General features: G+C 64.9%; 20 protein-coding genes. 11 read left to right on the forward strand and 9 right to left on the reverse strand.

The window, feature by feature from the left end; all coding sequences use genetic code 11:
• Nucleotides 1–9: 9 nt before the first annotated feature.
• The gene (locus N5C91_RS03195; protein WP_279827935.1) at nt 10–867 is read left to right on the forward strand and encodes an HlyD family secretion protein; all 858 of its coding nucleotides are present in this window, start codon (nt 10–12) and stop codon (nt 865–867) included.
• Here the strand turns inward: N5C91_RS03195 and N5C91_RS03200 are convergent.
• From N5C91_RS03200 to N5C91_RS03210, 3 genes are all read right to left on the reverse strand, one after another.
• Complete coding sequence (locus tag N5C91_RS03200) at nt 848–2026, reverse strand: MFS transporter (protein ID WP_279827937.1); 1179 nt, start codon at nt 2024–2026, stop codon at nt 848–850. The genes N5C91_RS03195 and N5C91_RS03200 overlap by 20 nt on opposite strands.
• 142 nt (nt 2027–2168) lie before the next feature.
• Nucleotides 2169–2639: a MaoC family dehydratase gene (locus tag N5C91_RS03205; RefSeq protein WP_236171744.1), complete on the reverse strand. Its 471-nt coding sequence runs from the start codon at nt 2637–2639 to the stop codon at nt 2169–2171.
• Complete coding sequence (locus N5C91_RS03210; protein ID WP_236171742.1) at nt 2636–3589, reverse strand: alpha/beta hydrolase; 954 nt, start codon at nt 3587–3589, stop codon at nt 2636–2638. Before N5C91_RS03210 ends, N5C91_RS03205 begins: the two co-directional genes overlap by 4 nt.
• Before the next feature lie 307 nt (nt 3590–3896).
• Between N5C91_RS03210 and fadD2 the strand changes: the two genes are divergently transcribed.
• Nucleotides 3897–5585 (forward strand): long-chain-fatty-acid--CoA ligase FadD2, encoded by a 1689-nt coding sequence (gene fadD2 / locus N5C91_RS03215; RefSeq protein ID WP_279827943.1) that lies wholly within the window; start codon nt 3897–3899, stop codon nt 5583–5585.
• Nucleotides 5586–5664: 79 nt separating this feature from the next.
• On the opposite strand, the gene N5C91_RS03220 is transcribed toward fadD2, so the two are convergent.
• Complete coding sequence (locus N5C91_RS03220) at nt 5665–5901, reverse strand: YdcH family protein (protein ID WP_236171737.1); 237 nt, start codon at nt 5899–5901, stop codon at nt 5665–5667.
• Nucleotides 5902–6438: 537 nt separating this feature from the next.
• Between N5C91_RS03220 and fadD1 the strand changes: the two genes are divergently transcribed.
• The 5 genes from fadD1 to hrpA all read left to right on the forward strand — a co-directional run bounded on the left by fadD1 (nt 6439) and on the right by hrpA (nt 15171).
• Nucleotides 6439–8124, forward strand: coding sequence for a long-chain-fatty-acid--CoA ligase FadD1 (fadD1, locus tag N5C91_RS03225; RefSeq protein WP_279827945.1), 1686 nt, complete (start codon nt 6439–6441; stop codon nt 8122–8124).
• An 85-nt stretch (nt 8125–8209) separates the two neighbouring features.
• Nucleotides 8210–9895: a methyl-accepting chemotaxis protein gene (locus N5C91_RS03230; RefSeq protein WP_279827947.1), complete on the forward strand. Its 1686-nt coding sequence runs from the start codon at nt 8210–8212 to the stop codon at nt 9893–9895.
• Between the two features lie 289 nt (nt 9896–10184).
• Nucleotides 10185–10436 (forward strand): GlsB/YeaQ/YmgE family stress response membrane protein, encoded by a 252-nt coding sequence (locus tag N5C91_RS03235; RefSeq protein ID WP_236201473.1) that lies wholly within the window; start codon nt 10185–10187, stop codon nt 10434–10436.
• Between the two features lie 11 nt (nt 10437–10447).
• Nucleotides 10448–10933, forward strand: a complete 486-nt coding sequence (locus tag N5C91_RS03240) for a hypothetical protein (RefSeq protein ID WP_236171730.1) — start codon at nt 10448–10450, stop codon at nt 10931–10933.
• A 167-nt stretch (nt 10934–11100) separates the two neighbouring features.
• Nucleotides 11101–15171 (forward strand): ATP-dependent RNA helicase HrpA, encoded by a 4071-nt coding sequence (gene hrpA, locus N5C91_RS03245; protein ID WP_279827951.1) that lies wholly within the window; start codon nt 11101–11103, stop codon nt 15169–15171.
• Nucleotides 15172–15275: 104 nt separating this feature from the next.
• Here the strand turns inward: hrpA and N5C91_RS03250 are convergent, their stop codons facing one another.
• Nucleotides 15276–15980, reverse strand: a complete 705-nt coding sequence (locus tag N5C91_RS03250) for a glutathione binding-like protein (protein ID WP_236171726.1) — start codon at nt 15978–15980, stop codon at nt 15276–15278.
• A 132-nt stretch (nt 15981–16112) separates the two neighbouring features.
• On the opposite strand from N5C91_RS03250, the gene N5C91_RS03255 reads away from it, so the two are divergent.
• On the forward strand, nt 16113–16550 hold the full coding sequence (locus N5C91_RS03255) for an HIT family protein (RefSeq protein WP_279827954.1): 438 nt from the start codon (nt 16113–16115) through the stop codon (nt 16548–16550).
• A 22-nt stretch (nt 16551–16572) separates the two neighbouring features.
• Here the strand turns inward: N5C91_RS03255 and N5C91_RS03260 are convergent, their stop codons facing one another.
• Entirely contained in the window at nt 16573–16992 is a 420-nt protein-coding gene (locus tag N5C91_RS03260) for a 3-isopropylmalate dehydratase (RefSeq protein WP_279827956.1), read from the reverse strand.
• A 175-nt stretch (nt 16993–17167) separates the two neighbouring features.
• Between N5C91_RS03260 and N5C91_RS03265 the strand changes: the two genes are divergently transcribed.
• Complete coding sequence (locus N5C91_RS03265) at nt 17168–18232, forward strand: GGDEF domain-containing protein (protein ID WP_236171720.1); 1065 nt, start codon at nt 17168–17170, stop codon at nt 18230–18232.
• Here the strand turns inward: N5C91_RS03265 and N5C91_RS03270 are convergent.
• Together N5C91_RS03270 and N5C91_RS03275 are read right to left on the reverse strand one after the other, a co-directional pair.
• Nucleotides 18214–19257 carry an acyltransferase gene (locus tag N5C91_RS03270; RefSeq protein WP_236171718.1) on the reverse strand — a complete coding sequence of 348 codons (1044 nt, stop codon included), beginning with the start codon at nt 19255–19257 and terminating at the stop codon, nt 18214–18216. The two genes, N5C91_RS03265 and N5C91_RS03270, sit on opposite strands and share 19 nt — an antisense overlap.
• Before the next feature lie 88 nt (nt 19258–19345).
• Nucleotides 19346–20530, reverse strand: coding sequence for an MFS transporter (locus N5C91_RS03275; protein WP_279827959.1), 1185 nt, complete (start codon nt 20528–20530; stop codon nt 19346–19348).
• A 115-nt stretch (nt 20531–20645) separates the two neighbouring features.
• Here N5C91_RS03275 and N5C91_RS03280 point away from each other — a divergent pair, with 115 nt between their 5' ends.
• Complete coding sequence (locus N5C91_RS03280; RefSeq protein WP_236171716.1) at nt 20646–21548, forward strand: LysR family transcriptional regulator; 903 nt, start codon at nt 20646–20648, stop codon at nt 21546–21548.
• Nucleotide 21549: 1 nt separating this feature from the next.
• Here N5C91_RS03280 and N5C91_RS03285 read toward each other — a convergent pair whose 3' ends face one another.
• Nucleotides 21550–22062: an ankyrin repeat domain-containing protein gene (locus tag N5C91_RS03285; protein WP_236201477.1), complete on the reverse strand. Its 513-nt coding sequence runs from the start codon at nt 22060–22062 to the stop codon at nt 21550–21552.
• 426 nt (nt 22063–22488) lie between these two features.
• On the opposite strand from N5C91_RS03285, the gene N5C91_RS03290 reads away from it, so the two are divergent.
• Nucleotides 22489–23610, forward strand: a complete 1122-nt coding sequence (locus N5C91_RS03290; RefSeq protein WP_236171711.1) for a beta-ketoacyl-ACP synthase III — start codon at nt 22489–22491, stop codon at nt 23608–23610.
• Nucleotide 23611 lies beyond the last annotated feature (1 nt).

Here is a 23611-nt window from a genome sequence, read left to right on the forward strand (position 1 = left end):
AGAAGCTGTATGCGCGGATACCTTCGCGTAACTGTCACCATCATTCTGGTCATCGCTGCCGTGCTCGCCGGTACCTGGCTGTGGCGCTACTACATGCTCTCGCCGTGGACCCGCGATGCGCGGGTGCGCGCCGATGTAGTGGTGATTGCTCCTGATGTGTCCGGCTGGGTCACCGACCTCGCCGTACAGGACAACCAGCAGGTCAAGGCCGGTGACCTGATCATGCGCATCGATCACGAGCGCTACGCGGCGAACCTGGAACAGGCCAAGGCCCTGTCTGAAACCCGGCACCAGCAGTACCTGCTGCGCCTGAGTGAGGCCTCGCGGCGCAGCAAGCTGGGTATTGCCGCCATCAGTGCCGAGGACAAGGAAACCTCACAGATCAACGCCGCCATCGCCAAGAGCGAATACGACGAGGCGCAGGCCCAGGTGCGCCTGGCGCAACTGAACCTGACACGCAGCGAGATGCGTGCCCCGCGTGACGGGCAGATCACCAATCTGCGCCTGGCGCAGGGCAACTATGTGCAGGCCGGTCAGGCGATGATGGCCCTGGTGGACCAGAAGTCGTTCTACGTCACCGCCTACTTCGAGGAAACCAAGCTGCCCGGCATCCGCGTCGGCCAGCCGGCCCAGGTGGTGCTGATGAGCGGCAACATTGCCATCGACGGCACTGTGGAGAGCGTCAGCAGCGGCATCACCGACCGCAACGCGATCCCCGACAGCCAACTGCTGGCCAATGTCGAGCCCACCTTCAACTGGGTGCGCCTGGCGCAGCGCATCCCGGTGCGTATTCATCTCGACAAGGTGCCCGAGGGCGTGCACCTGAGCGCCGGGATGACCGCCAGCGTCACCGTGAAGGAGCGCTGAGCCCCTCCACCTGCGGTTCACGCCCGAACCGGCAGGATAGCGCTGCGCACAGCACCGACGCGGCTACCAGGCTGACGCCGACCCAGGGCGTCCAGGCGATGCCGGCCAGGCTGATCACTGCACCTCCCAGCGCCGCGCCGAGGGCCACCCCCAGGTGCATCGCCGAGGTGTTCAGCGCCACTCCGGCGCTGCCGCTGGCCGGATCGCTGGCCAGCAGGTAGCTCTGCACCGCTGGCGAAATCATCCAGCTGATGGTGCTCCAGACCATCAGTGCACCAAGCAGCAGCCAGGGGTGGCCGAGGCTCAGTGGGATCGCCAGCATCGCCAGGCCGAACAGCACGGGGACCACCAGCAGCGTGCGGCGGTGCCCGAGGTGGTCGCTCAGCCAACCGCCCAGATAGCCGCCACCGATGGCCGCCAGGCCGATCAGCAGCAACGTGAGCGCGATACCCTGGCTGTCGGTGATCCCGGCGATCTGCTGAAACCACGGCGTGATGTAGGCGAACAGCGTGAAGTGCCCGCCCAGCAGCAGGATCGACACCAGTTGCGCCAGGTTCAGCGCTGGGCTGCGCAACTGGCGCTTGTAAGCTGCAGCGTTGGCCGGGCTCTCCAGGCGGCACCGGGGCAGGGCGAGGCGCAGCAGAACGGCCAGCGGCAGCGAGTAGAGGGCGATGGCGGCGAAGATCCAGCGCCAGCCGAACCAGTCGTTGACCAGTACGCCAGCCGGAACACCGAACACCAGCGAGCCGCTGATGCCCATGAAGATCAGGCCGATGGCCCGCCCGCGTTGAGCCGGCGGCGCCAGTTCCACCGCCAGCAGGCTGGCCTGCATGATCAGCAGCCCGCAGCAGGCGGCCATGCCGATGCGCATCAACAACAGCGTGGCGTAGCCGGGGCTAAGTGCGGCACCGGCATTGAACGCGGCGAACACCAGCAGGGTAATGACCAGCAGCCGCCGGCAATCGGCGCCGCGGGTAAGCCAGCCGAGCACAGGCGCGGCGATGGCGAAACTCAGGGAGAACAGGCTGGTGAGCTGGCCGGCGAGGCTGAGGGAAACCTGCAGGTCAGCGGCGAGCGAAGGCAGGATGCCGGTGAGGATGGCCTCGGCGAGGCCCGCGGCGAAGGTGCAGAGGGACAGCAATAGCAGTCGAAGGTCCATGGCGGCTCCGATTCCCGGTGAGGGGTTTCGGGCACGAAGCCTTCGGTTATCCCGGATGAATGTGAAGTGACGGGGGCAGGGTAGTTGAGCGGGAAACTGTATACAAGTTTCCGGGGCCGGCTGGCCGGCCCCGGAATCTGCGTCAGCCGACGGTGATCGGCGGCAGCGCGGGCAGTTCGATATTCAGTTTCTCGGTGGGCGCCAGCACTTCAGCCTCGCCTTTCACCACGGCCTTGCCGTCCTGGTTGAGTACCACGGTGCCGATGCGCACGCGGTTCTTCGGCAGCTTCTCCAGCACCTCCAGTTCTACCGTCAGCTCGTCACCGAGCTTCACCGGGCGGGTGAAACTCAGGTTCTGGCCGAGGTAGATGGTGCCCGGGCCGGGCAGGGTGGTGGCGATTGCCGCGCTGATCAGCGCGCCGGTGAGCATGCCGTGGGCGATGCGTTCCTTGAACTGGGTGGTGGCGGCGTACTCGGCGTCCAGGTGCACCGGGTTACGGTCGCCGGAGACCTCGGCGAACAGCTGGATGTCGCGCTCGGTGACGCTGCGCTGGAAGTTGGCCTTCTGACCGACTTCGAGTTCTTCATAGGGGATGTTTTGCACGGCAGTCATAGGGGCTCCTCAGTTTTCTCGACCTGCGGGACGGGGCAGTGCGCCGCCAGCCAGTCGATCAGGTTGCGGGTGACCTCGTCGCGGTTGCTCTCGTTGAACAACTCGTGACGGGCGTCGGGATAAATCTTCAGTTGGACGTCACGAACCCCGGCGCGGGTCATCGCCTGGGCGAGATCGCGCAGGCGCTTGCCCTGGCTCACCGGGTCGCGCTCGCCGCCGATCACCAGCACCGGCAGGTCGCTGCGAATGTTCGCGAGGTGTTCGGTCGGCGTGATATCGGCCAGGCCACCGAGCAGGTCCAGCCACAACTGGTTGCTGCAACGGAAGCCGCACAGCGGGTCGGCGACGTACTTGTCGACTTCGACGGGATCGCGGCTAAGCCAGTCGAAGGCGGTGCGATTGGGTTTGAAGGCCTTGTTGAACGAGCCGAAGGACAGGAAGTCGATCAGCGCGCTGTGCCCCAGCGGGCCCTGGCGCCAGTGTTCGAAGCGGGCGATGGCACGAGCGCTTTTGTAAAGTGCCACCGGCTGGTAGTTGGAGCCGGAGAGCACGGCGGCCTGCACGCTGGCGCTGTGCTGCATCAGGTAGGCAGTGCCGATGTAGCTGCCCATGCTGTGGCCGAGCAGAATGATCGGCAGGTCCGGGTGTTCCTCGCGCACATGCTGGTTGAGCGTGTGCAGGTCGCCGATCACCTTGCCCCAGCCGCCGCGGTCGGCGTAATGGCCCAGCTCGCCGTTCTCGGCGGTGCGGCCGTGGCCGCGCTGGTCGATGGCGTAGAGGTGGTAGCCGGCGGCGTTCAGTGCCAGCCCCAGGCGCTCGTAGCGGCCGGCGTGCTCGGCCATGCCGTGGGACAGCATCAGGGCTCCGCGGGACCGGCCTTCCGGCGCCCAGTGGCGGGTGTAGAGCGGTGTCTCGTCGCTGGCGGCAAGCCAGTAGGCGGCGTAGGGCATGGGGTCCATCCTGCTTCTTGTTCGTCGATTCTTATTGGAATGGGGGCCATGGAAGGGGCCGGACGGGGCGATTCTGCCACGCCGGGACATCTTCTGTATGGATTGCTGTTGGCGCCCGGTCGTCGCCCTGCAAGGCTTGCCGCAGGCGGCCGTGGGCTCTATCCCGGGCTATGCCGGGATGGTGGAGCAAGATTCACGCAGTCTATGACGCCGCCTGGAGTCTTTGCGATGACCAAAGGAACTGTTAGCTTCCGTCGAATGACCGCAATGACGGTTCGGTTTCGCTCAGGTATGAGGACAAGAATAAATGCAACCTGATTTCTGGAACGACAAACGCCCGGCCGGCGTGCCCAGCGACATTGACCTGACCGCCTACAAATCGGTGGTGGAAGTCTTCGAGCGCTCCTGCAAGAAATTCGCCGACCGTCCGGCCTTCAGCAACATGGGCGTAACCCTGACCTACGCCGAGCTGGACCGCCTGTCTGCCGCTTTCGGCGCCTACCTGCAGAAGCACACCGACCTCAAGCCCGGCGACCGTATCGCCGTGCAGATGCCGAACATCCTGCAATACCCCATCGCCGTGTTCGGCGCCCTGCGCGCCGGGCTGATCGTGGTCAACACCAACCCGCTCTACACCGCCCGCGAAATGCGCCACCAGTTCAAGGATTCCGGTGCCCGCGCGCTGGTCTACGTGAACCTGTTCGGCAAGCTGGTGCAGGAAGTGCTGCCCGATACCGGCATCGAATACCTGATCGAAGCGCAGATGGGTGACCTGCAGCCCGCGCTCAAGGGCCTGCTGGTCAACACCGTGGTCAAGCACGTGAAGAAGATGGTGCCGGAGTACAACCTGCCCCAGGCCGTCTCCTTCAAGTCGGCCTTGCGCCAGGGGCGCGGGCATGGCCTGCAGCCGGTCAAGGTCGGCCTGGAAGACATTGCAGTCCTGCAGTACACCGGCGGTACCACCGGCGTGGCCAAGGGCGCCATGCTCACCCACGGCAACCTGGTGGCGAACATGCAGCAGGTGCATGCCTGCCTGCAGCAGCACGGCCCGGACGGCAAGCCGCTGATGCAGGTCGGCAACGAGGTGATGATCGCGCCGCTGCCGCTGTACCACATCTATGCCTTCACTGCGAACTGCATGTGCATGATGGTCAACGGCAACCACAACGTACTGATCAGCAACCCGCGCGATATCCCCGGCTTTATCAAGGAGCTGAAGAAGTGGCGCTTCTCCGCGCTGCTGGGCCTGAACACCCTGTTCGTCGCCCTGATGGACCGCCCCGAATTCAAGGAGCTGGACTTCTCCAACCTGAAGGTCACCAACTCCGGCGGCACCGCGCTGGTCACCGCCACCGCCGAGCGCTGGAAAGCCATGACCGGTTGCACCGTGGTCGAAGGCTACGGCCTCACCGAGACTTCTCCGGTGGTCAGCACCAACCCCTACGGCGACCAGGCGCGACTGGGAACGGTCGGCATTCCGGTGCCGGGCACCGCGCTGAAAGTCATCGACGACGACGGCAATGACGTCGGCCTGGGCGAGCGTGGCGAGCTGTGCGTGAAGGGCCCGCAGGTGATGAAGGGGTACTGGCAGCGCGAAGAAGCCACCGCCGAGGTGCTGGACGCCGAAGGCTGGCTGCGCACCGGCGATATCGCGGTGATCGATCCGGATGGCTTCACCCGCATCGTCGACCGCAAGAAAGACCTGATCATCGTTTCCGGCTTCAATGTCTACCCCAACGAGATCGAGGACGTGGTCATGGCGCACCCGAAAGTCGCCAACTGCGCGGCTGTCGGCGTGCCGGACGAGAAATCCGGCGAAGCGGTGAAACTCTTCGTGGTGGCCCGCGAAGGCGGCGTGACCGTTGAAGAGCTCAAGGCCTACTGCAAGGAAAACTTCACCGGCTACAAGGTGCCCAAGCACATCGTGCTCAAGGACGCCCTGCCGATGACCCCGGTGGGCAAGATTCTGCGCCGGGAGCTGCGCGAAACCGCCTGAGGCAAGCGGGAATGAAAAAGGGGGCTGATCCAGGATCAGCCCCCTTTTTTATTGATTGCGAGTTGTCGGCCAGGGCTATTCAACCACCGCAGCCGCCACAGCAACCTTCCTTCTTGCGCAGGATCTCGTAGAGATCGTCCTTGAGTTGCAGCTTCTGCTTCTTCAGTGTCTCGATGGTGTCGTGCGATGCGGGGGTGATGCCGGCTTCCATGTTCTTGATCTCCTGGTCGAGATCGTTGTGGCTGTGGAAGAGCTTGGCAAAATGCGGGTCCTCGGCTTTCAGGCGAGTAATCTTTTCACGGTATTCAGGAAACATGAGGGTTCTCCAGGAGAGTGCAAAAGTACTCTGCGCGATCCGAACCCTAGAGGTGTTGAGGCAGATCATTTCCGGACGGTGATTTCCCCGGTACCGGGCAGGTGAAAACCTCATCGACCTGCAACGACGACGAAGGTCTTTGCTCTGCCTCGAAGGACAGGAACCCGACTCGGGAACGACACGAAAGCGCCGGATCGAACTCTGACGATTTGCCCCTCGTGACAGGGTTGGCCTGATGACCTGTCCCCGTTCTTTTTTCCGGTTTCATTTCCCTGAAATCCACTTTGTCGGACAATCCAACAAGGCTTCGAGCCTTCTGGGACGGGCTTTTCCGACGAGTGGATGGCTAGTGACCGGAAAGCCTGTCTCCGGTCATTTTTCTTACGGGCGAGGCTGTGTTTGGTGCTGGTCGGTGTTTCTCAAAGCTGATAATCTCGGCCCGCTTTTCGCTCCCCGAGCCATAGGGGAGAGCGACACAAACACAACAAAGAACCGCGAATGCGGTAAAGATGAGCTGTTGCTTAGGAGTGGGCTTCCATGACCGACAATTTCTGGAAGGACAAATACCCAGTGGGGATCGCTGCCGAGATCAACGCTGACCAGTACCCGAACATCCTCGCGGTACTTAAAGAATCCTGCCAACGTTTTGCAGACAAGCCTGCCTTCAGCAACCTGGGCAAGACCCTGACCTACGGCGAGATGTACAAGCTCTCCGGGGACTTCGCCGCCTACCTGCAGCAACATACCGATCTCAAGCCCGGCGACCGTATCGCCGTGCAACTGCCCAACGTGCTCCAGTACCCGGTCGTGGTCTTCGGCGCCATGCGTGCCGGCCTGGTCGTGGTCAACACCAACCCGCTGTACACCGCGCGGGAAATGGAGCACCAGTTCAACGACTCCGGCGCCAAGGCGCTGGTGTGCCTGGCGAACATGGCGCACCTGGCCGAGGAAGTGCTGCCCAAGACCGGCATCCGCAACGTCATCGTCACCGAAGTGGGTGACATGCTGCCGCCGCTCAAGCGCTTCATCGTCAATTTCGTGGTCCGCAACATCAAGAAGATGGTGCCGGCCTACAACATCCCCAACGCGCAGAAGCTCACCGACGTCCTGGCCAAGGGCCGTGGCAAAACGGTGAAGGAAGTTTCGCCGCACAACGACGACGTTGCCGTGCTGCAGTACACCGGCGGCACCACCGGGGTGGCCAAGGGTGCGATGCTGACCCACCGCAACCTGGTCGCCAACATGCTGCAGTGCAAGGCGCTGATGGGCGCCAACCTCAATGAAGGTTGTGAAATCCTCATCACCCCGCTGCCGCTGTACCACATCTACGCCTTCACCTTCCATTGCATGGCGATGATGCTCACCGGCAACCACAACATCCTGGTGACCAACCCGCGCGACCTGGCCAGCATGGTCAAGGAACTCTCGCAGTGGAAGTTCACCGGCTTCGTCGGTCTGAACACCCTGTTTGTCGGCCTGTGCAACAACGAAGGCTTCCGCAAGCTGGACTTCTCCGCCCTGAAGCTGACTCTCTCCGGCGGCATGGCCCTGCAGCAGGCGAGTGCCGAACGCTGGAAGGACGTCACTGGCTGCGCCATCTGCGAAGGCTACGGCATGACCGAAACCAGCCCGGTGGTATCGGTAAACCCGTTCCAGAACATCCAGATCGGCACTATCGGCATCCCGGTTCCGTCGACCCTGTGCAAGGTCATCAGCGATGATGGCGAAGACCTGCCGCTGGGCGAGCGTGGCGAACTGTGCGTCAAGGGCCCGCAGGTGATGAAGGGCTACTGGCAGCGCCAGGAAGCCACCGACGAGATCCTCGACAAGGACGGCTGGCTGCGTACCGGCGACATCGCGATCATCCAGGAAGACGGCTACATGCGTATCGTCGACCGCAAGAAGGACATGATCCTGGTGTCGGGCTTCAACGTGTACCCCAACGAGCTGGAAGACGTGCTCGCCACCCTGCCGGGCGTGCTGCAGTGCGCCGCCATCGGCATTCCGGACGAGAAGTCCGGCGAGGCGATCAAGGTCTTCGTGGTGTCCAAGCCGGGCGTTACCCTGACCAAGGAGCAAGTCATGCAGCACATGCACGACAACCTCACTGGCTACAAGCGTCCCAAGTCCGTGGAGTTCCGCGACAGCCTGCCGACCACCAACGTCGGCAAGATCCTGCGCCGTGAATTGCGCGACGAAGAGCTCAAGAAGATCAGGGCCTGAGCCGATATACAAGAAACCCGCCGCAAGGCGGGTTTTTTGATGCGCGCAAGGATGCGGCGCCCCCTCCCTGCCTGAGGTATCCGCCTTGAACACTGTCCTTCGTCTGCGCGCCAAGGTCCTGCTCCTGGCCATCGCTCCGATCCTGATCCTGACCGTCCTGCTGTGCGCCATCGCCACGGTCGCCCTGAGCCAACTCTCTACGCAGCAGGAAGCGCAGATTCGCGAGAACCTCACCCAGGACCGCGAAGCGCAGCTGAAGAACTTCGTCGACGTCGCCCTGGCGGCTGTCGGCCCGGCCTACCAGGCTGCCGCTGACGGCGATGCACAGGCGCGCGCGCAGGGCATTGCGATCCTCAAACGGCTCGAATACGGCAAGGGCGGCTACTTCTGGGGGTACGACACCCGCTCCATCCGCGTCTTCCAGGGCACCAGCGACGAGCGCCTGGGCGAAGACTTCAGCGCTTACCGCGATCCCAATGGCGTCTACGCCATCCGCGAACTGGTGGCGGCGGGGCAGAGCGGCCAGCACTACGTGCGCTACAGCTTCACCCTGCCGGGCGGCAATGCCATCGTGCCGAAGATCGGCTACGCGCATTACCTGCCCAAGTGGAACCTGGTGTTCGGTACCTCGCTCAACCTTGACGACGTCGAGCGTGAAGTGAAGCAGGCCGGAGCCGCCTTCGACGCCAAGATCGACAACCTGCTGCTGCTCATGGGCGGCGCCGCGCTGGCTCTGCTGGTGGTGATCGGCCTGCTCGCCGGGCTGTTCAGCCGCACCATCGTCCAGCCCATCGTCCAGGTGCGCGACAACCTCGACGACATGGCCGCCGGCGACGGCAATCTGACCCATCGCCTGAACCTGGGCCGCCATGACGAACTGGGCGAGCTGGCCGGCTCGTTCAACCGTTTCGTCGAGAAGATCCATGTACTGGTGCAGCAGGTCGCCGGCACCACGAACCAGCTGTCGGGTCTGGTGGGTGACGTGGCCCAGCAGGCGCAGCGCTCCGAGCGCGCGATGGGCGGCCAGCGCCACGAGACCGATCAGGTTGCCACCGCCATCAACGAGATGACCGCGGCTGCCCAGGAAGTCGCGCGCAGCGCGCAACAGGCCGCCGATGCGGCGCAGCAGACTGACCGCGAGGGCCAGGCCGCCAAGCGCGAAGTGGACCTGTGTGTCTCGCAGATCAACGACCTGGCCGGCGAGGTGCGCAGCAGCAGCGATTCCCTCGACACCCTGCGCCAGGACGTGCAGGGCATCGTCGGTGTGCTTGAAGTGATCCGCTCCATCGCCGAGCAGACCAATCTGCTGGCGCTCAACGCCGCCATCGAAGCGGCTCGTGCCGGCGAGGCCGGGCGTGGTTTTGCCGTGGTCGCCGATGAAGTCCGCGCCCTGGCCAGCCGCACCCAGCAGAGCACTGGGGAAATCCAGCAGATGATCGATCGCCTGCGCGGCACCACCGAAGGCTCGGTGAGCGCCATGCAACGCGCCAGCGACATGGCCGAGCGCACCCGTGGCCAGGCCAACCAGGCCGGCCAGTCGCTGGACGCCATCGCCCAGCTGATCGGGACCATCAACTCGATGAACGCGCAGATTGCCAGCGCCGCCGAGGAGCAGACCGCCGTGGCCGAGGAGATCAACCGCAGCGTGCACCAGATCGCTGGCGGCGTGGAGAGCGTGGCGGACGATGCAGCCAAGGGCGCGCGTACCGCGACCGAGCTGAATGGTGTGGGCGAGCGCCTGCGCCAGCTCGTGGGGCAGTTCCGCATCTGAGCAGCGCTGCGCGCTCGCAGCGACGCAGTGGTTTCCAATCGCAAGCCCCCATGGATGGGCGCTTGTGCCCCGTTGCTTGTGCCAAGCCGGTAGCGCAATCAGTGGCAGCCCGAGCAACCGGCTGCCTGGTCGATCGCAAGCCTGCGTCCGTCAGGGAACCTCCACCGGCGCCTCCGCGCTGGGGGATAGTCGCCATTCCCCGCGCTACTTTCGGAAATCACCGATATCTCCATGACACCGCCGCTCGTAGCCTCGGTCGGCGTTCCCACTGTCACGGAGTTCTAGCGCCATGCACCTCATCTGGACAATCTGTATCGGCTTTGTTGCGGGCCTTGTTGCGCGGTGGTTGACGCCCGGGAGCAACTCCCTGGGCTTCTTCATCACCGCAGCCCTGGGGATTGCCGGCGCGCTGCTGGCGACCTACGCCGGCCAGGCCTTGCACTTCTACGAATCTGGCGAGTCCGCAGGCTTCATTGGCGCCGTTGTCGGCGCGATCATCCTGCTCGCCCTCTACCACGTGTTGTTCGCTAAAAAGAACTGAGGGAAGTCACCATGAGTTTGATGGATTCGCTGTTGCAGCAAGTGGTTGGTGCCGTGGGTAACAACCTGGAGGAGCATCTTGAAAAGGCTCCGGCCGGCGCGCTGGGCCAAAGCATCACCGCGATGTTCCACTCTGAGCAGACGCCGCCCTTCGCCAATACGGTGGGGCAGTTGTTCGGCCAGTCCAGCGATGTGCAGCGCGCGGGCATGTTGAACCAGTTGCTGGCCGTCGCCGGCCCGGCATTGCTCACGCAGATGATGAGTGGCGGGTTGGGCAAGGTACTGCAGCCAGGCACCACGCAACTGACGCCGGAACAGGCCAGCCAACTGAGCACTGCGGACGTGGAAACCATGGCCGCCCAGGCAGAGAAGGCCAACCCCGGCGTGGTCGAGAGTATCGGCCACTTCTATGCCCAGCATCCCACGCTGATCAAGACACTGGGCGGCGCCGCCCTGGCTATCGCCCTGGCCAAGCTGCGCGAGCACCAGCAGGCCTGAGTCGAAGCGGGGCGCAACACCCCGCCAATCCGGGTCGCCAAGCAATCGGCGTGGCGGCCCTTGCCGGTCCTCTGCGACAATCCACGGATTGTCGCCACGACAGCCCATTTTTCGGGACCGGCCTCGCTCGCGTAGCGCCGCTCCCCGCGTATACGCCAGCGAAGCCGATGACCCCAGATACCACGCCGACCCCCGAACAACTCCTGCAGCGCATGGATCACGCGATGATCCGCGACCGCCATCGCCTGCGCCGGCAGCTCCATGAACTGCGCAAGCACCCCGATGAAGCCAAGCTTGCCCAGTGGGCCGAGCGCTTCCAGGCCTCATGCGCGAAGGTCGAGGCGCGCCGCGCGAGCATCCCGAAGATTCGCTACGACGACAGCCTGCCGATCGCTGCCAAGCGCGATGAGATCAAGGCTGCGCTGGAAAAGAGCCAGGTCGTGGTGATTGCCGGCGAGACCGGCTCGGGCAAGACCACCCAGCTGCCGAAGATCTGCCTGGAACTGGGCCGTGGCACCCACGGCCTGATCGGCCACACCCAGCCGCGCCGGCTGGCCGCGCGCAGTGTGGCGACCCGCGTCGCCGAGGAAATCGGCACGCCGCTGGGGTCGCTGGTCGGCTATCAGGTGCGCTTCGAGGACCAGAGTGACGAGAGCACGCTGATCAAGCTGATGACCGACGGCATCCTGCTGGCCGAGACCCAGCACGACCGCTACCTGGAACGCTACGACACGATCATCGTCGACGAAGCCCACGAACGCAGCCTGAACATCGACTTCCTGCTCGGCTTCCTCAAGACGCTGCTGCCGCGTCGGCCTGACCTGAAGCTGATCATCACCTCGGCGACCATCGACCTGGAGCGTTTCTCCAAACACTTCGGTGATGCGCCTATTGTCGAAGTCTCCGGTCGTACCTACCCGGTGGAAACCTGGTACCGCCCGCTGGCGGCGGAAGTGGACGAGGACGGCGAGGCGCTGTTCGACGATCTCTCCGTGGACCAGGGCATCCTCCGCGCGTTGGACGAGATCGCCGCCCACGAACGGGAGATCGGCAAGCGCCCTGGCGACGTGCTGGTGTTCCTCCCCGGCGAGCGCGAAATTCGCGACGCCGCCGATATGCTGCGCAAGGCCAACCTGCGCCATACCGAAGTGTTGCCGCTGTACGCGCGCCTGACGCCGGCCGAGCAGCAGAAGATTTTCGCGCCCATGCCGGGGCGCAAGATCGTGCTCGCCACCAACGTCGCCGAGACCTCGCTGACCGTGCCGGGCATCCGTTACGTGATCGACAGCGGCACCGCGCGTATCAGCCGCTACAGCTACCGCGCCAAGGTTCAGCGCCTGCCCATCGAGGCCGTCTCGCAGGCCAGTGCCAACCAGCGCAAAGGCCGCTGCGGGCGGGTCGAACCAGGCATCTGCGTGCGCCTGTACAGCGAGGAAGACTTCAACGGCCGCCCGGCCTTCACCGATCCGGAAATCCTGCGCACCAACCTGGCGGCAGTGATTCTGCAGATGCTCCATCTGCGCCTGGGCGACATCGAGGCCTTCCCCTTCATCGAGCCGCCGGATGGCAAGGCGATCAACGACGGCTTCACTCTGCTGCAGGAGCTCTCGGCAGTGAACCGCGAGGGCCAGTTGACGCCGCTGGGCCGCCAGCTCGCTCGTCTGCCCATCGACCCGCGCCTGGGCCGCATGCTGCTGGAAGCCGCGCAACTGGGCAGCCTGCCGGAAGTCCTCACCGTGGCCAGCGCGCTGTCGGTGCAGGACCCGCGCGAGCGGCCGATGGATCGCCAGCAGGCCGCCGACCAGGCCCATGCGCAGTGGAAGGACCCGGACTCGGACTTCGCCGCGCTGATCAACCTCTGGCGCGGCTTCGAGGAACAGCGCCAGGCGCTGGGCTCCAACCCGCTGCGCAACTGGTGCCGGAAGAATTTTCTGAATTACCTGCGGCTGCGCGAGTGGCGCGATGCACACCGCCAACTGACGTTGATCTGCAAGGAATTGCAGTTGCCCTTCACGAAGCCAGAGGCTTCTCGTAGGAGCGAGCTTGCTCGCGAACAGCCCAACACTGCGAAACCCCAGAGCAATAAAGGCCCTCAGCCCGCCGTCGATAAAGGCGCGAAACCGGTTCGCGAGCAAGCTCGCTCCAACAAAAGCGGCGAGCCTGACGCGAAGCAACGCGACATCGACTACGCCGCCGTGCACAAGGCGATCCTCTCCGGCCTGCTCAGCCAGATCGGCCAGAAGGCGGAGGAGGGGGACTACCTCGGCGCGCGCCAGCGGCGCTTCTGGATCCACCCCTCCAGCGTGATCGGCCGGAAGAAGCCGCAGTGGATCATGGCGGCCGAGCTGGTGGAGACCACCAAGCTGTTCGCCCGCATGGTCGCGAAGATCGAGCCGGACTGGCTGGAACCGCTGGCCGGGCACCTGGTGAAGAAGAACTACCTGGAACCGCACTGGGAGAAACGCCGCGGCCAGGTGGTGGCCTACGAGCAGGTCACTCTTTACGGTCTGATCATCATTGGCCGCCGCGCCGTGCACTACGGCCCGATCGATGCGCCGGTGTCCCGCGAGATGTTCATCCGCGAGGCGCTGGTGCGTGGCGAGATCAACAGCCGCGCCAAGTGCCTGTCGGCCAACCGCCAGTTGCTGGAGAAGCTCGACGAGCTGGAAGCCAAGGCGCGCCGGCGCGACATTCTTGCTGACGAGGAAACCCTGTTCGCCTACTACGACGAACGCCTGCCGGCGGATATCTATCAGTCCGCCAGCTTCGAGAAGTGGTACGAGCGCGAGCACAAGGCAAAACCGGACCTGCTGATCATGCGCGAGGAAGATGTCCTCGCCCGCGATGCCAGCGAAGTCACTGCCGGTCTTTACCCGGATCGCCTGCAACTGGGTGAGTTGCAGTTACCGCTCACCTACCATTTCGAGCCGGGCCACGTGCGTGACGGCGTGACCCTGCGCGTGCCGGCGCCGCTGTTGCCGCAACTGCCCGCCGAGCGCCTGGAGTGGCTGGTGCCGGGCCTGCTGGAAGCCAAATGCATCGAGCTGGTGCGCAGCCTGCCCAAGGCCATCCGCAAGAACTTCGTGCCGGTGCCGGACTTCGTCCGCGCGGCGCTGGGCAAGATGGTCTTCGCCGAGGGCGCACTGCCCGAATCCCTTGGCCGCGAGCTGCAGCGCATGACCGGCAGCCGTGTGCCGGAAGAGGCCTGGGCGGAAGCCGAGACCCAGGTGGAAAGCCACCTGCGGATGAACATCGAAGTGGTCGACGCGCGCGGCAAGTTCCTCGGCGAAGGTCGCGATCTGGCGGAGCTTACCGCGCGCTTCGCCGAGGCCAGCCAGGCTGCGCTGGCGATCCCGCAGGCGGACAAACCGCAGAAGCCGGTAGAGGCCAAGGGTTTCGCCGGAGTGGCGGAAAAGGTCCAGCAAAAGGTTGCCGGGCTGTCGATGACGGTCTATCCGGCGCTGGTGGAAGAGGCCGGCGTGGTCAAGGAAAACCGCTTCCCGACCCAGGCCGAGGCCGACTACCAGCACCGCCGCGCCCTGCAACGACTGCTATTGCAACAGCTGGCCGAGCCGGCCAGGTTCCTGCGCAGCAAGTTGCCGGGGCAGACCGACATGGGGCTGCTGTATCGCGAGATGGGGCGCGTCGAGGCGTTGGTCGAGGACATTCTGCTGGCCAGCCTGGACAGCGCCATTCTCGACGGTGAAAGCAGCCTGCCGCGCGATGGCGCCGGGCTCGCGTCCCTGGCCGAGAAAAAACGCGGTGCCTGGACCGAGCACGCCGAACGCATCGCCCGCCTGACCCTGGAAATCCTCAAGCTGTGGCACGGCCTGCAGAAGCGCTTCAAGGGCAAGGTCGACCTCGCCGTGACGGTGCCGTTGAACGACGTGAAGGGGCAGTTGGCCAATCTGGTCTACCCCGGTTTCGTGCGCGACACGCCAGCGGAGTGGCTGAAGGAAATCCCGCGTTACCTCAAGGCCGTGGAACAGCGCCTGGACAAGGTGGCCGGCCAGGTCCAGCGCGACCGCGTGTGGAGCGGCGAAATGGCCGGCTACTGGGCACAGTACTCGGCGCGCCTGGCCAAGCACGCCCAGGAAGGCAAGCGTGACCCCGAACTGGTGCTCTATCGCTGGATGCTGGAGGAGTACCGCGTGTCGCTGTTCGCCCAGCAACTGGGGACCAAGCTGCCAGTGTCGGACAAGCGCCTGTCTAAGCAGTGGAGCCAGGTCGAGGCCTGACGCTGAGGCTTTTTGTAGGAGCGAGCTTGCTCGCGAAGCGTTTCCCGGCAGTTCTGAAGCCGGGCGGGTTCGCGAGCAAGCTCGCTCCTACAGGGAGTGAACCGTCAATCCCGTTTCGGGATGTTCAGCCCGCGCTGCACTGCCGGCCGCGCGAGGAAGCGTTCCAGCACGCGCTTGACGTTGTGGAAGTTGTCGAAGCCCACCAGTTCACCCGCCTCGTAGAAGCCGATCAGGTTGCGAATCCACGGGAAGGTGGCGATGTCGGCGATGGTGTAGCGTTCGCCCATGATCCAGTCGCGGCCTTCCAGGCGCTGGTCGAGCACGGCCAGCAGGCGCTTGGCTTCGTCGACGTAGCGCTGCAGCGGGCGTTTGTCCTCGTAGTCCTTGCCGGCAAATTTGTTGAAGAAGCCGATCTGGCCGAACATCGGGCCGATCCCGCCCATCTGGAACATCAGCCACTGCAGCGTCTCATAGCGGCCGCTGGCGCCGGGGGCGAGCAGCGAGTCGGTCTTGTCGGCGAGGTAGACCAGGATCGCGCCGGACTCGAACAGCGCCAGCGGCTGGCCGTCCGGCCCGTTGGGGTCGAGGATCGCCGGAATCTTGTTATTCGGGTTCAGCGAGAGGAATTCCGGGCTCATCTGGTCGTTGCGCTCGAAGCTGACCAGGTGCGGCTCGTAGGGCAGGCCGAGCTCTTCCAGCATGATCGACACCTTCACGCCGTTGGGCGTGGGCAGCGAATACAGCTGCAGGCGGTCAGGGTGTTCGGCGGGCCATTTGCGGGTGATGGGGAACGCGGAAAGGTCTGACATGCATACTCCGGTCAGGTCACTGGGGAAAGCAACGGAAGGCCTCAGGATAGACCTCCGGAAGCGGTCGGTCATGACCCGCGCGCGACAAAAAGGTAAGGTGCGGCCCCATAGTCACCGGAGAAGGAACCCACCATGAGCCTGCACGGCACCTACGATCCGCAGAACATCTTCGCCCAGATCATTCGCGGCGACGCTCCCTGCTACAAGCTGTACGAAGACGACGACGTGCTCGCCTTCCTCGACCTGTTCCCGCAGTCCTACGGCCATGCCCTGGTGATTCCGAAGAATTCTCCGGCGCGCAATATCCTCGAAGTCGACCCCGACGCCTTGGCCAAGGTGATGCGCGTGGTGCAGCGCCTGACCGGCGTGATCGTCGACGAACTCAATCCCGATGGTGTGCAGGTCGCCCAGTTCAACGGTGCGCCGGCCGGGCAGACGGTGTTCCACATCCACGTGCACATCGTCCCGCGCTATGCCGGCGAGGGCCTGGGGATTCACGCGGCGAACAAGGCCGAGGCGGGGGAGCTGGAGAAGTTGCAGGCGCGCCTCGTTGCCCGTCTGAACGGCTGAGACGCGCCCTGGCGGTCGGGGCTTACTCGACCGCCGGCTTGATATCGAAACCGGTGCGGTTGTCGCTGACGATACGGAAGGCGTTGCTGCCGCCCGGCTCCAGCGGCACCAGCAGTTCGCGGCGCAACATGGCCTTGCTGCACAGGCCGTCGCCGTCCTTGTCGCCAATGATGCCGACCACGTGCTTGCCGGCCGGCACGTGGAAGCTGGCTGCCTCGCCCTTGCCGATGCGCGCAGCTATCTCGTGATCGATGGTGAGGGCGACGTAGCAGCCGCCGCCGATGTAGCCGACATCCCGGGTGACGTCGACCTTGACGCTGTCCTTGCCCGGTTGCTGATAGGCCAGCAGGCGGTCGGTGGGGACAGGTTGGACATCATCGCTCTGGTACGACGCACAGCCGGAAAGCGCGAGCAGGGACAGGACGGCAAGGATCGAACGCATAGACTTCCTCCATGGACACTGCAGCCTAGGCTAGCCCATCCGGGCGGATTCCGTCGGCTTGCCTACGCGCTGTAGGAAATTGGAGTAGTCTTCAGCACATGTGATTTGGGCTGGAGTGCCCGAGTGCCGCCATTGAGGCCGACCCGCCGGGCGGTCGAGCCAAGGAGCAGGGCCGATGCACCGCAACAGCGATCCCGACCACCTGTTCGAGCCCAGCGCCGGACCGACCGGCCTGGAAGAGGCTGATCATCGCCTGTTGATGCGGCTGATCTTCGGTTGCACCGGGGCGACCCTGGGGGTGTTCTCGATTCTGCAGTGCTTCGCCGGTAATTACTGGCTGGCCGGCGCCGAGCTGATCACCTGTGGCCTGTTGCTGTGGGCCGCACAGCGGCTCAAGCGGGTGACGCGCCTGGTCCCCTGGATCATTGCCTATCTGCTGCCGACGTTCTGCTTCATCCTCTACATCATCGTCATGCCCAATGCTTCGGCGTCGGCTTTCGTCTGGGTCTACCTGATGCCGGTGATGGCCTACCTGCTGCTGGGCAAGTGGCGCGGCTTCCTGCTCGCCGTGCCGTTCATGCTGGTCGCCACGCTGATGTACCTGCATGCCAACCCCCTGAGCCTGGATGCCGCGGGGCTGATCGACATCGGCAACGGCATCTTTTGCGGGGTGCTGGTGATTGCCTTCATGCATGTCTACGAGGAGCGCCGCGCCGCCGCCTACAAACAGCTGCGGCATCTGGCGCTGACCGATGCGCTGACTGGCGTGGCCAGTCGTGAGAGTTTTCAGCGTACGTTGCGGCGCTGCATTCAGGAGTCGGCGCGGTACGAGACGCGCCTGGTGCTGGTGGTGCTGGATGTCGACCACTTCAAGAACATCAACGACCAGTGGGGCCACGATGCCGGCGACAAGGCCCTGCAGCACCTGTGCAATCGCCTGCGCCACCGCCTGCGCGCCACCGACCTGATCGGCCGGCTGGGCGGCGAGGAGTTCGGCCTGCTGCTGCCCTTCACCGACCGCTTCGACGCCAAGCCGCTGGTGGAATCCCTGCGCCGCGATATCGACGAAGCGCCGCTGATCTATCACGGGGAGCGTATTCAGATTTCCGCTACCTTCGGCCTCGCCGAGTGGCCGGGCGACGGCCTGGATGCCGACGAACTCTACCGTTGCACCGACCGCCGCCTGTATCGCGGCAAGGCCGAGGGGCGCAATCGCCTGGTCTACAGCGACCCGGCCTGAGCGCGCTTCGCCGCCAGCGGCTCGGCAATTCGCGCATAGGCGCTGCGCAACTGCCGCGCCATCTTCCGTTCCACCCATTCGTAGCTCAGCCAGGACAGCAGCAGGATCGCCGGCACGCTGATGCCCAGTGTCTGGTACGGCGTCAGGCCCAGCCGTTCATGCAGCCAGTAGGCTGCCAGCCAGAGCACGATCACGTGCAGCAGGTACACCGAATAGGACCAGTCGCCGAGCGCGTGCAGCACCCGGCTGCGCTCGAACAGCGGCTCCAGGGCCACGCAGGCGGCCAGCAGCACCGCGGCGGGAAGGCCCCAGGTCAACAGGCGCCAGGGGTGGTCGGCAGGGAACAGCGCGATGGTCGTCACCGCCAGGGCGGCCAACAGCAGGGCCAGCGGCCTGGGCAGGTTCAGCCAACCGCGCCGATACAACGCGGCAAGGCCAAGGCCGAGGAGGAATTCGAAGATGATCGGGTTGCGGTAGAAGTTGCTGATCCAGGGCTCGCGCGCCAGGACCTGCGCCACCACCAGCACCAGCGCGGTCACCAGCCAGGCACGCCAGCGTTCAGCGACCAGGAAGGAGAGAGCGAACAGGGCGTAGAAGAGCATCTCGAAGTTCAGCGTCCAGCCTACCGGCAGCACCGGGTACTTGCCGAATCCGCCGGGGTTTTCGCTGGGGATGAACAGCAGCGAGAGCAGCAGCGACTTGCCACCGACGCCGTAGACCGGCATCACGTCGGCGAAGGCGTAGATGATCAATGCGGTGATCGCCGTATACAGCCAGTAAGCCGGGGCGACGCGGGCCAGGCGCTGGACCAGGAAGGTCAGCGGCGACAACGGTCGGCCGGCGCTGGAAAGGTGGATCACGAAGCCACTGAGGACGAAGAAGATGTCGACGCCGACCTGGCCACGGGTAGAGAGCAATCTGCCGCCGAGGCTGTCGGCGCGGAAGTCAAAGAACACCTGCATGAAGTGATGGAAGACCACCAGCCAGGCGGCCAGTGCCCGTAAAGCCTGAAGCGAAACCAGCATGGGGCGGCGTGCCCTCCGTCTGTGGATAAAAACAAAGGGGCGCGACAATGCGCGCCCCTTTCCTCGACAGTGCGGTTTCGCCGATCGTTCACCGGGCCTGCTGGACGGTCGCCGCCGACAGTGCCGGCCCACGCTCCAGGCGCAGGCAGATCAGCGCTGTGGCGATGGCCGCGAGCGGCAGCAGCGCGCCCACCCAGGGCAGCGCAGCGAGGCCGGGGCCGTGGTCGATGGTCATGCCGCCGAGCCAGGCGCCCAGGGCGTTGCCCAGGTTGAACGCGGCGATATTGAAGCTGGCCGCGACGCTCTGGCCGGCGCCGTGGGCCTTCTCCAGCACCCACATCTGCAGTGGCGGCACGGTGGCGAAACCGGCAGCGCCGAGCAACGCGATGAAGATGACCACGGCGACCTGGTTCTGCAGCGCGAAGCTCATCAGCCCCATGACCCCTGCCAGTGCGACCAGGCTGCCGAGCAGGGCCGGGACCAGCCTGCGGTCGGCCAGCTTGCCGCCGAGCAGGTTGCCCAGCACCAGGCCGCCGCCGAACACCAGCAGAACCGGTGACACCGCGCTCTCGGAGAAACCGGCAAGGCGAGTCAGCAGCGGCGATACGTAACTGAACACGGTGAACACACCGCCGAAGCCGAGCACGGTGGTCAGCAGGCCGAGTAGTACGGCAGGGCGTTTCAGCACGCGGAAGTCATCGCGCAGGTTACCGGCCGCCGGCGGAGCGCTGTGACGCGGCAGATAGATCGCCAGGATCGCCAGGGCCAGCACACCGATGCCGGTCACCACCCAGAAGGCCGCACGCCAGCCGTACAGCTGGCCGAGCCAGGTACCCAGCGGCACGCCGAGGATGGTGGCGACGGTGAGGCCGGTGAACATCAGGGCGATGGCCGAGGCCCGGCGCTCGGCGGGCACCAGGCTGGTGGCGACCACCGAGCCGACGCCGAAGAAGGTGCCATGGGCGAAGGAGGTCAGCACCCGCGCGGCCATCAGCGTGGCGTAGTCAGGCGCCAGAGCACAGGCCAGGTTGCCGAGGGTGAAGATCACCATCAGCCCCAGCAGTGTGCGGCGTTGCGGCCAGCGCGCGGTAAGGGCGGTGAGCAGCGGCGCGCCGAGCACTACGCCCAGTGCGTAGCCGGAGATCAGCAGGCCGGCGGCGGAGATCGACACGCCGAAGTCATGACCGACCTCCAGCAGCAATCCCATGATCACGAATTCGGTAACGCCGATGCCAAAGGCACCGGCGGTCAAGGCATACAAGGCAATGGGCACGATGGCTCTCCCAGGCTGATTTGCATAAGGAGTGAAGAATGGGCGCCACCTTATCCCCGTGCAGATTGTTGATATAGACTGCCTTTGAGCAAATCACCTGTGAATTGAATTCAATATGGCCCGGCCCGACGTCAACCGCTTCGGCGAAATGGAAGTGTTCATCCGCGTGGTGGAAACTGGCGGCTTCACTGCTGCCGCGCAGCAATGCGCAATGACGCCGTCCGCTGTGAGCAAGCTGGTGGCGCGCCTGGAGGATCGTCTCGGCGCACGGCTGTTCAACCGCTCCACCCGGCGTCAGCAGCTCACGGCCGAGGGGGCGGCCTTCTATGAACGGAGCCTGCGTATCCTCGCCGACCTGGACGAGGCCGAGCGCGAAGCTTCGGCCAGCGCGGAGCCGCAGGGGAGGGTGCGGATCAGCTGCAACCTGCCGGTCGGCAGGCAGTTCCTTATCCCGGCGCTGCCGCTGTTCTTCGAGCGCTTTCCCGGTGTCAGCCTCGACCTGCAACTGACCGATGAGGTGGTGGACCTGCTGGAGGTACGCGCGGACGTCGCCATCCGCAGCGGGCCGCTGCGCGATTCGCGGCTGGTGGCGCGCTCACTGGGTGAGTCCGGGCACAAGATCGTTGCCGCCCCCGAGTATCTGGCGCGGCACGGTACGCCGCAGCACCCCCGCGAGCTGGGCGAATACAACTGCGTCGGCTTCAGCTACCGGCGGGTCGAGCCGGACTGGCCATTCCTCGGCAAGCCGGCGGATGCCCCCGAGCCCAGCGGCAACCTGCTGGCCAGTGACGGCGACAGCGTGCGCCACCTGGCGCTGGCCGGGTTGGGGCTGGCAAGGCTGGCGGAGTTCCAGGTGCGCGAGGATATCGCCGCCGGACGGCTGGTGGCGGTGCTGGAAGAGTTCAATCCCGGCGACCGAAAACCGATGCACGCGCTCTATCTGGGCAAGCCGGGGCACCTGCCGGCGCGAGTGCGCGCGGTGCTCGACTTCCTCGCCGAGCAGGTGCGCATCGACTGACTCAGGCGGCTTCGAGCAGTGCCAGGGTGTCGGCCGCGCCCATCATCTTCGCCGCGGCCAGAGCGGTCAGGCCGCTGGCGTCGCGGGCCTCGCGGTCGGCGCCATGTTCCAGCAGGCAGCGGACGATCTCCGGGCGGTTGAACATTGCCGCCATCATCAGTGCGGTCTTTCCATCGGGGGAGGCGCCTTCCACCTGGGCGCCGTGGCTGAGCAGCAGGCGGACCATCTCCAGGTCGCCCTTGAAGGCGGCACCGGCCAGGGGCGTCTGCCCGGCGTTGTTGCGCAGGTCCGGGTCGGCGCCATGCTCGAGCAGCACGGCCACGGTGTCGTGGTGCCCGTAGTAGCTGGCCAGCATCAGCAGACTGTCGCCCTTGTGATTGCGCAGATTGGCCGGCAGGCCCTGGCCGAGCAGTTCCGTCAGGCGCTGGGTGTCACCCTGGCGGGCAAGATCAATGACCTGATTGGCAAATTCCAGGGTCTGTTCGTCCATTTCCGGGCGGTTTGCGGCACTCATCCTGAAGTCTCCTTGGCAAAGTCGGGAATGCACTGAAGGATAAGGAATCGCGCGCCTGGGCGCGCCAACACTGAACCTATGGTGCCGGTGAAAAATTTCAATCCGTTGCTTCAGGACAGGCGCGGCGTGATTTACGTCCGTAATCTTGCGTAATTGCCGCCCTCGCACGGCGGCTTTTCGGCGAAAATTGCAGCATAATCGGCGGTCAGTGGTTGCACCTGTGGTGACACCGCGAACCGCCGGGCGGCCAGAGGTGCCGCTCGTCGCAGGGGATGGCACACTGCCCGGTTGCAGGGATTGCCATCCCAGAGCCTTCGCGCAGGGCGCGAAAGGCCGAGAAATTTCAGTGCCGGCCAGTGTGCGGGCACCTTGATGCCTAACCCAGCCGCCCGGCCCGGCGGCTTTGAGAATTGAAGAGGATTGACCGTGCATAAAGTCGTGATCAGCGGAACCGGCCTGTATACCCCGCCGTTCAGCATCTCCAACGATGAACTGGTGGAATCCTTCAACAGCTACGTCCGCAGCTACAACGACCAGCACGCTGACGCTATCGCCAAGGGCGAAGTGGAAGCTCTCTCCGAGTCCAGTTCGGCATTCATCGAGAAGGCTTCCGGGATCAAGAGCCGCTTCGTGGTGAACAAGGAAGGCATCCTCGACCCGCAGCGCATGGCTCCGCGCATTCCCGAGCGTTCCAACGAAGACTGGGGCATCCTCTGCGAAATGGCTGCCGCCGCTGCCAAACAGGCCCTGGAGCGCGCCGGCCGCAAGCCCGAGGACATCGACGGGGTAATCGTCGCCTGCTCCAACCTGCAGCGCGCCTACCCGGCGGTTGCCATCGAAGTGCAGGCTGCCCTTGGCATCCAGGGCTTCGGCTATGACATGAACGTCGCCTGTTCCTCGGCCACCTTCGGTATCCAGGCGGCGGTGAACAGCGTGCAGCTGGGTCAGGCCCGCGCGATCCTGATGGTCAACCCGGAAATCTGCACTGGCCACCTGAACTTCCGCGACCGCGACAGTCACTTCATCTTCGGCGACGCGGCCACCGCCGTGGTCATCGAGCGCGCCGACCAGGCCACCAGCAAGCACCAGTTCGACGTGGTCAGCACCAAGCTGCTGACGCAGTTCTCCAACAACATCCGCAACAACTTTGGCTTCCTCAACCGCGCCGCGGAAGAGGGCATCGGCACTCGCGACAAGCTGTTCGTGCAGGAAGGCCGCAAGGTGTTCAAGGACGTCTGCCCGATGGTGGCCGAGCTGATTGGCGAGCACCTGGCGCAGAACGACATCCCGGTCAGCGACGTGAAGCGCTTCTGGCTGCACCAGGCCAACCTGAACATGAACCTGCTGATCACCCGCAAGCTGATCGGCCGCGACGCCGAGCCACACGAGGCGCCGGTGATCCTCGACACCTATGCCAACACCAGCTCGGCCGGTTCGGTGATTGCCTTCCACAAATACCAGGACGACCTGCCCGCCGGTTCCATCGGCGTGCTGAGTTCCTTCGGCGCCGGCTATTCCATCGGCAGCGTGATCCTGCGCAAGCGCTGAT

It is taken from the genome of Pseudomonas sp. GD03903 (assembly GCF_029840045.1).
Taxonomy (GTDB): domain Bacteria; phylum Pseudomonadota; class Gammaproteobacteria; order Pseudomonadales; family Pseudomonadaceae; genus Pseudomonas; species Pseudomonas pseudonitroreducens.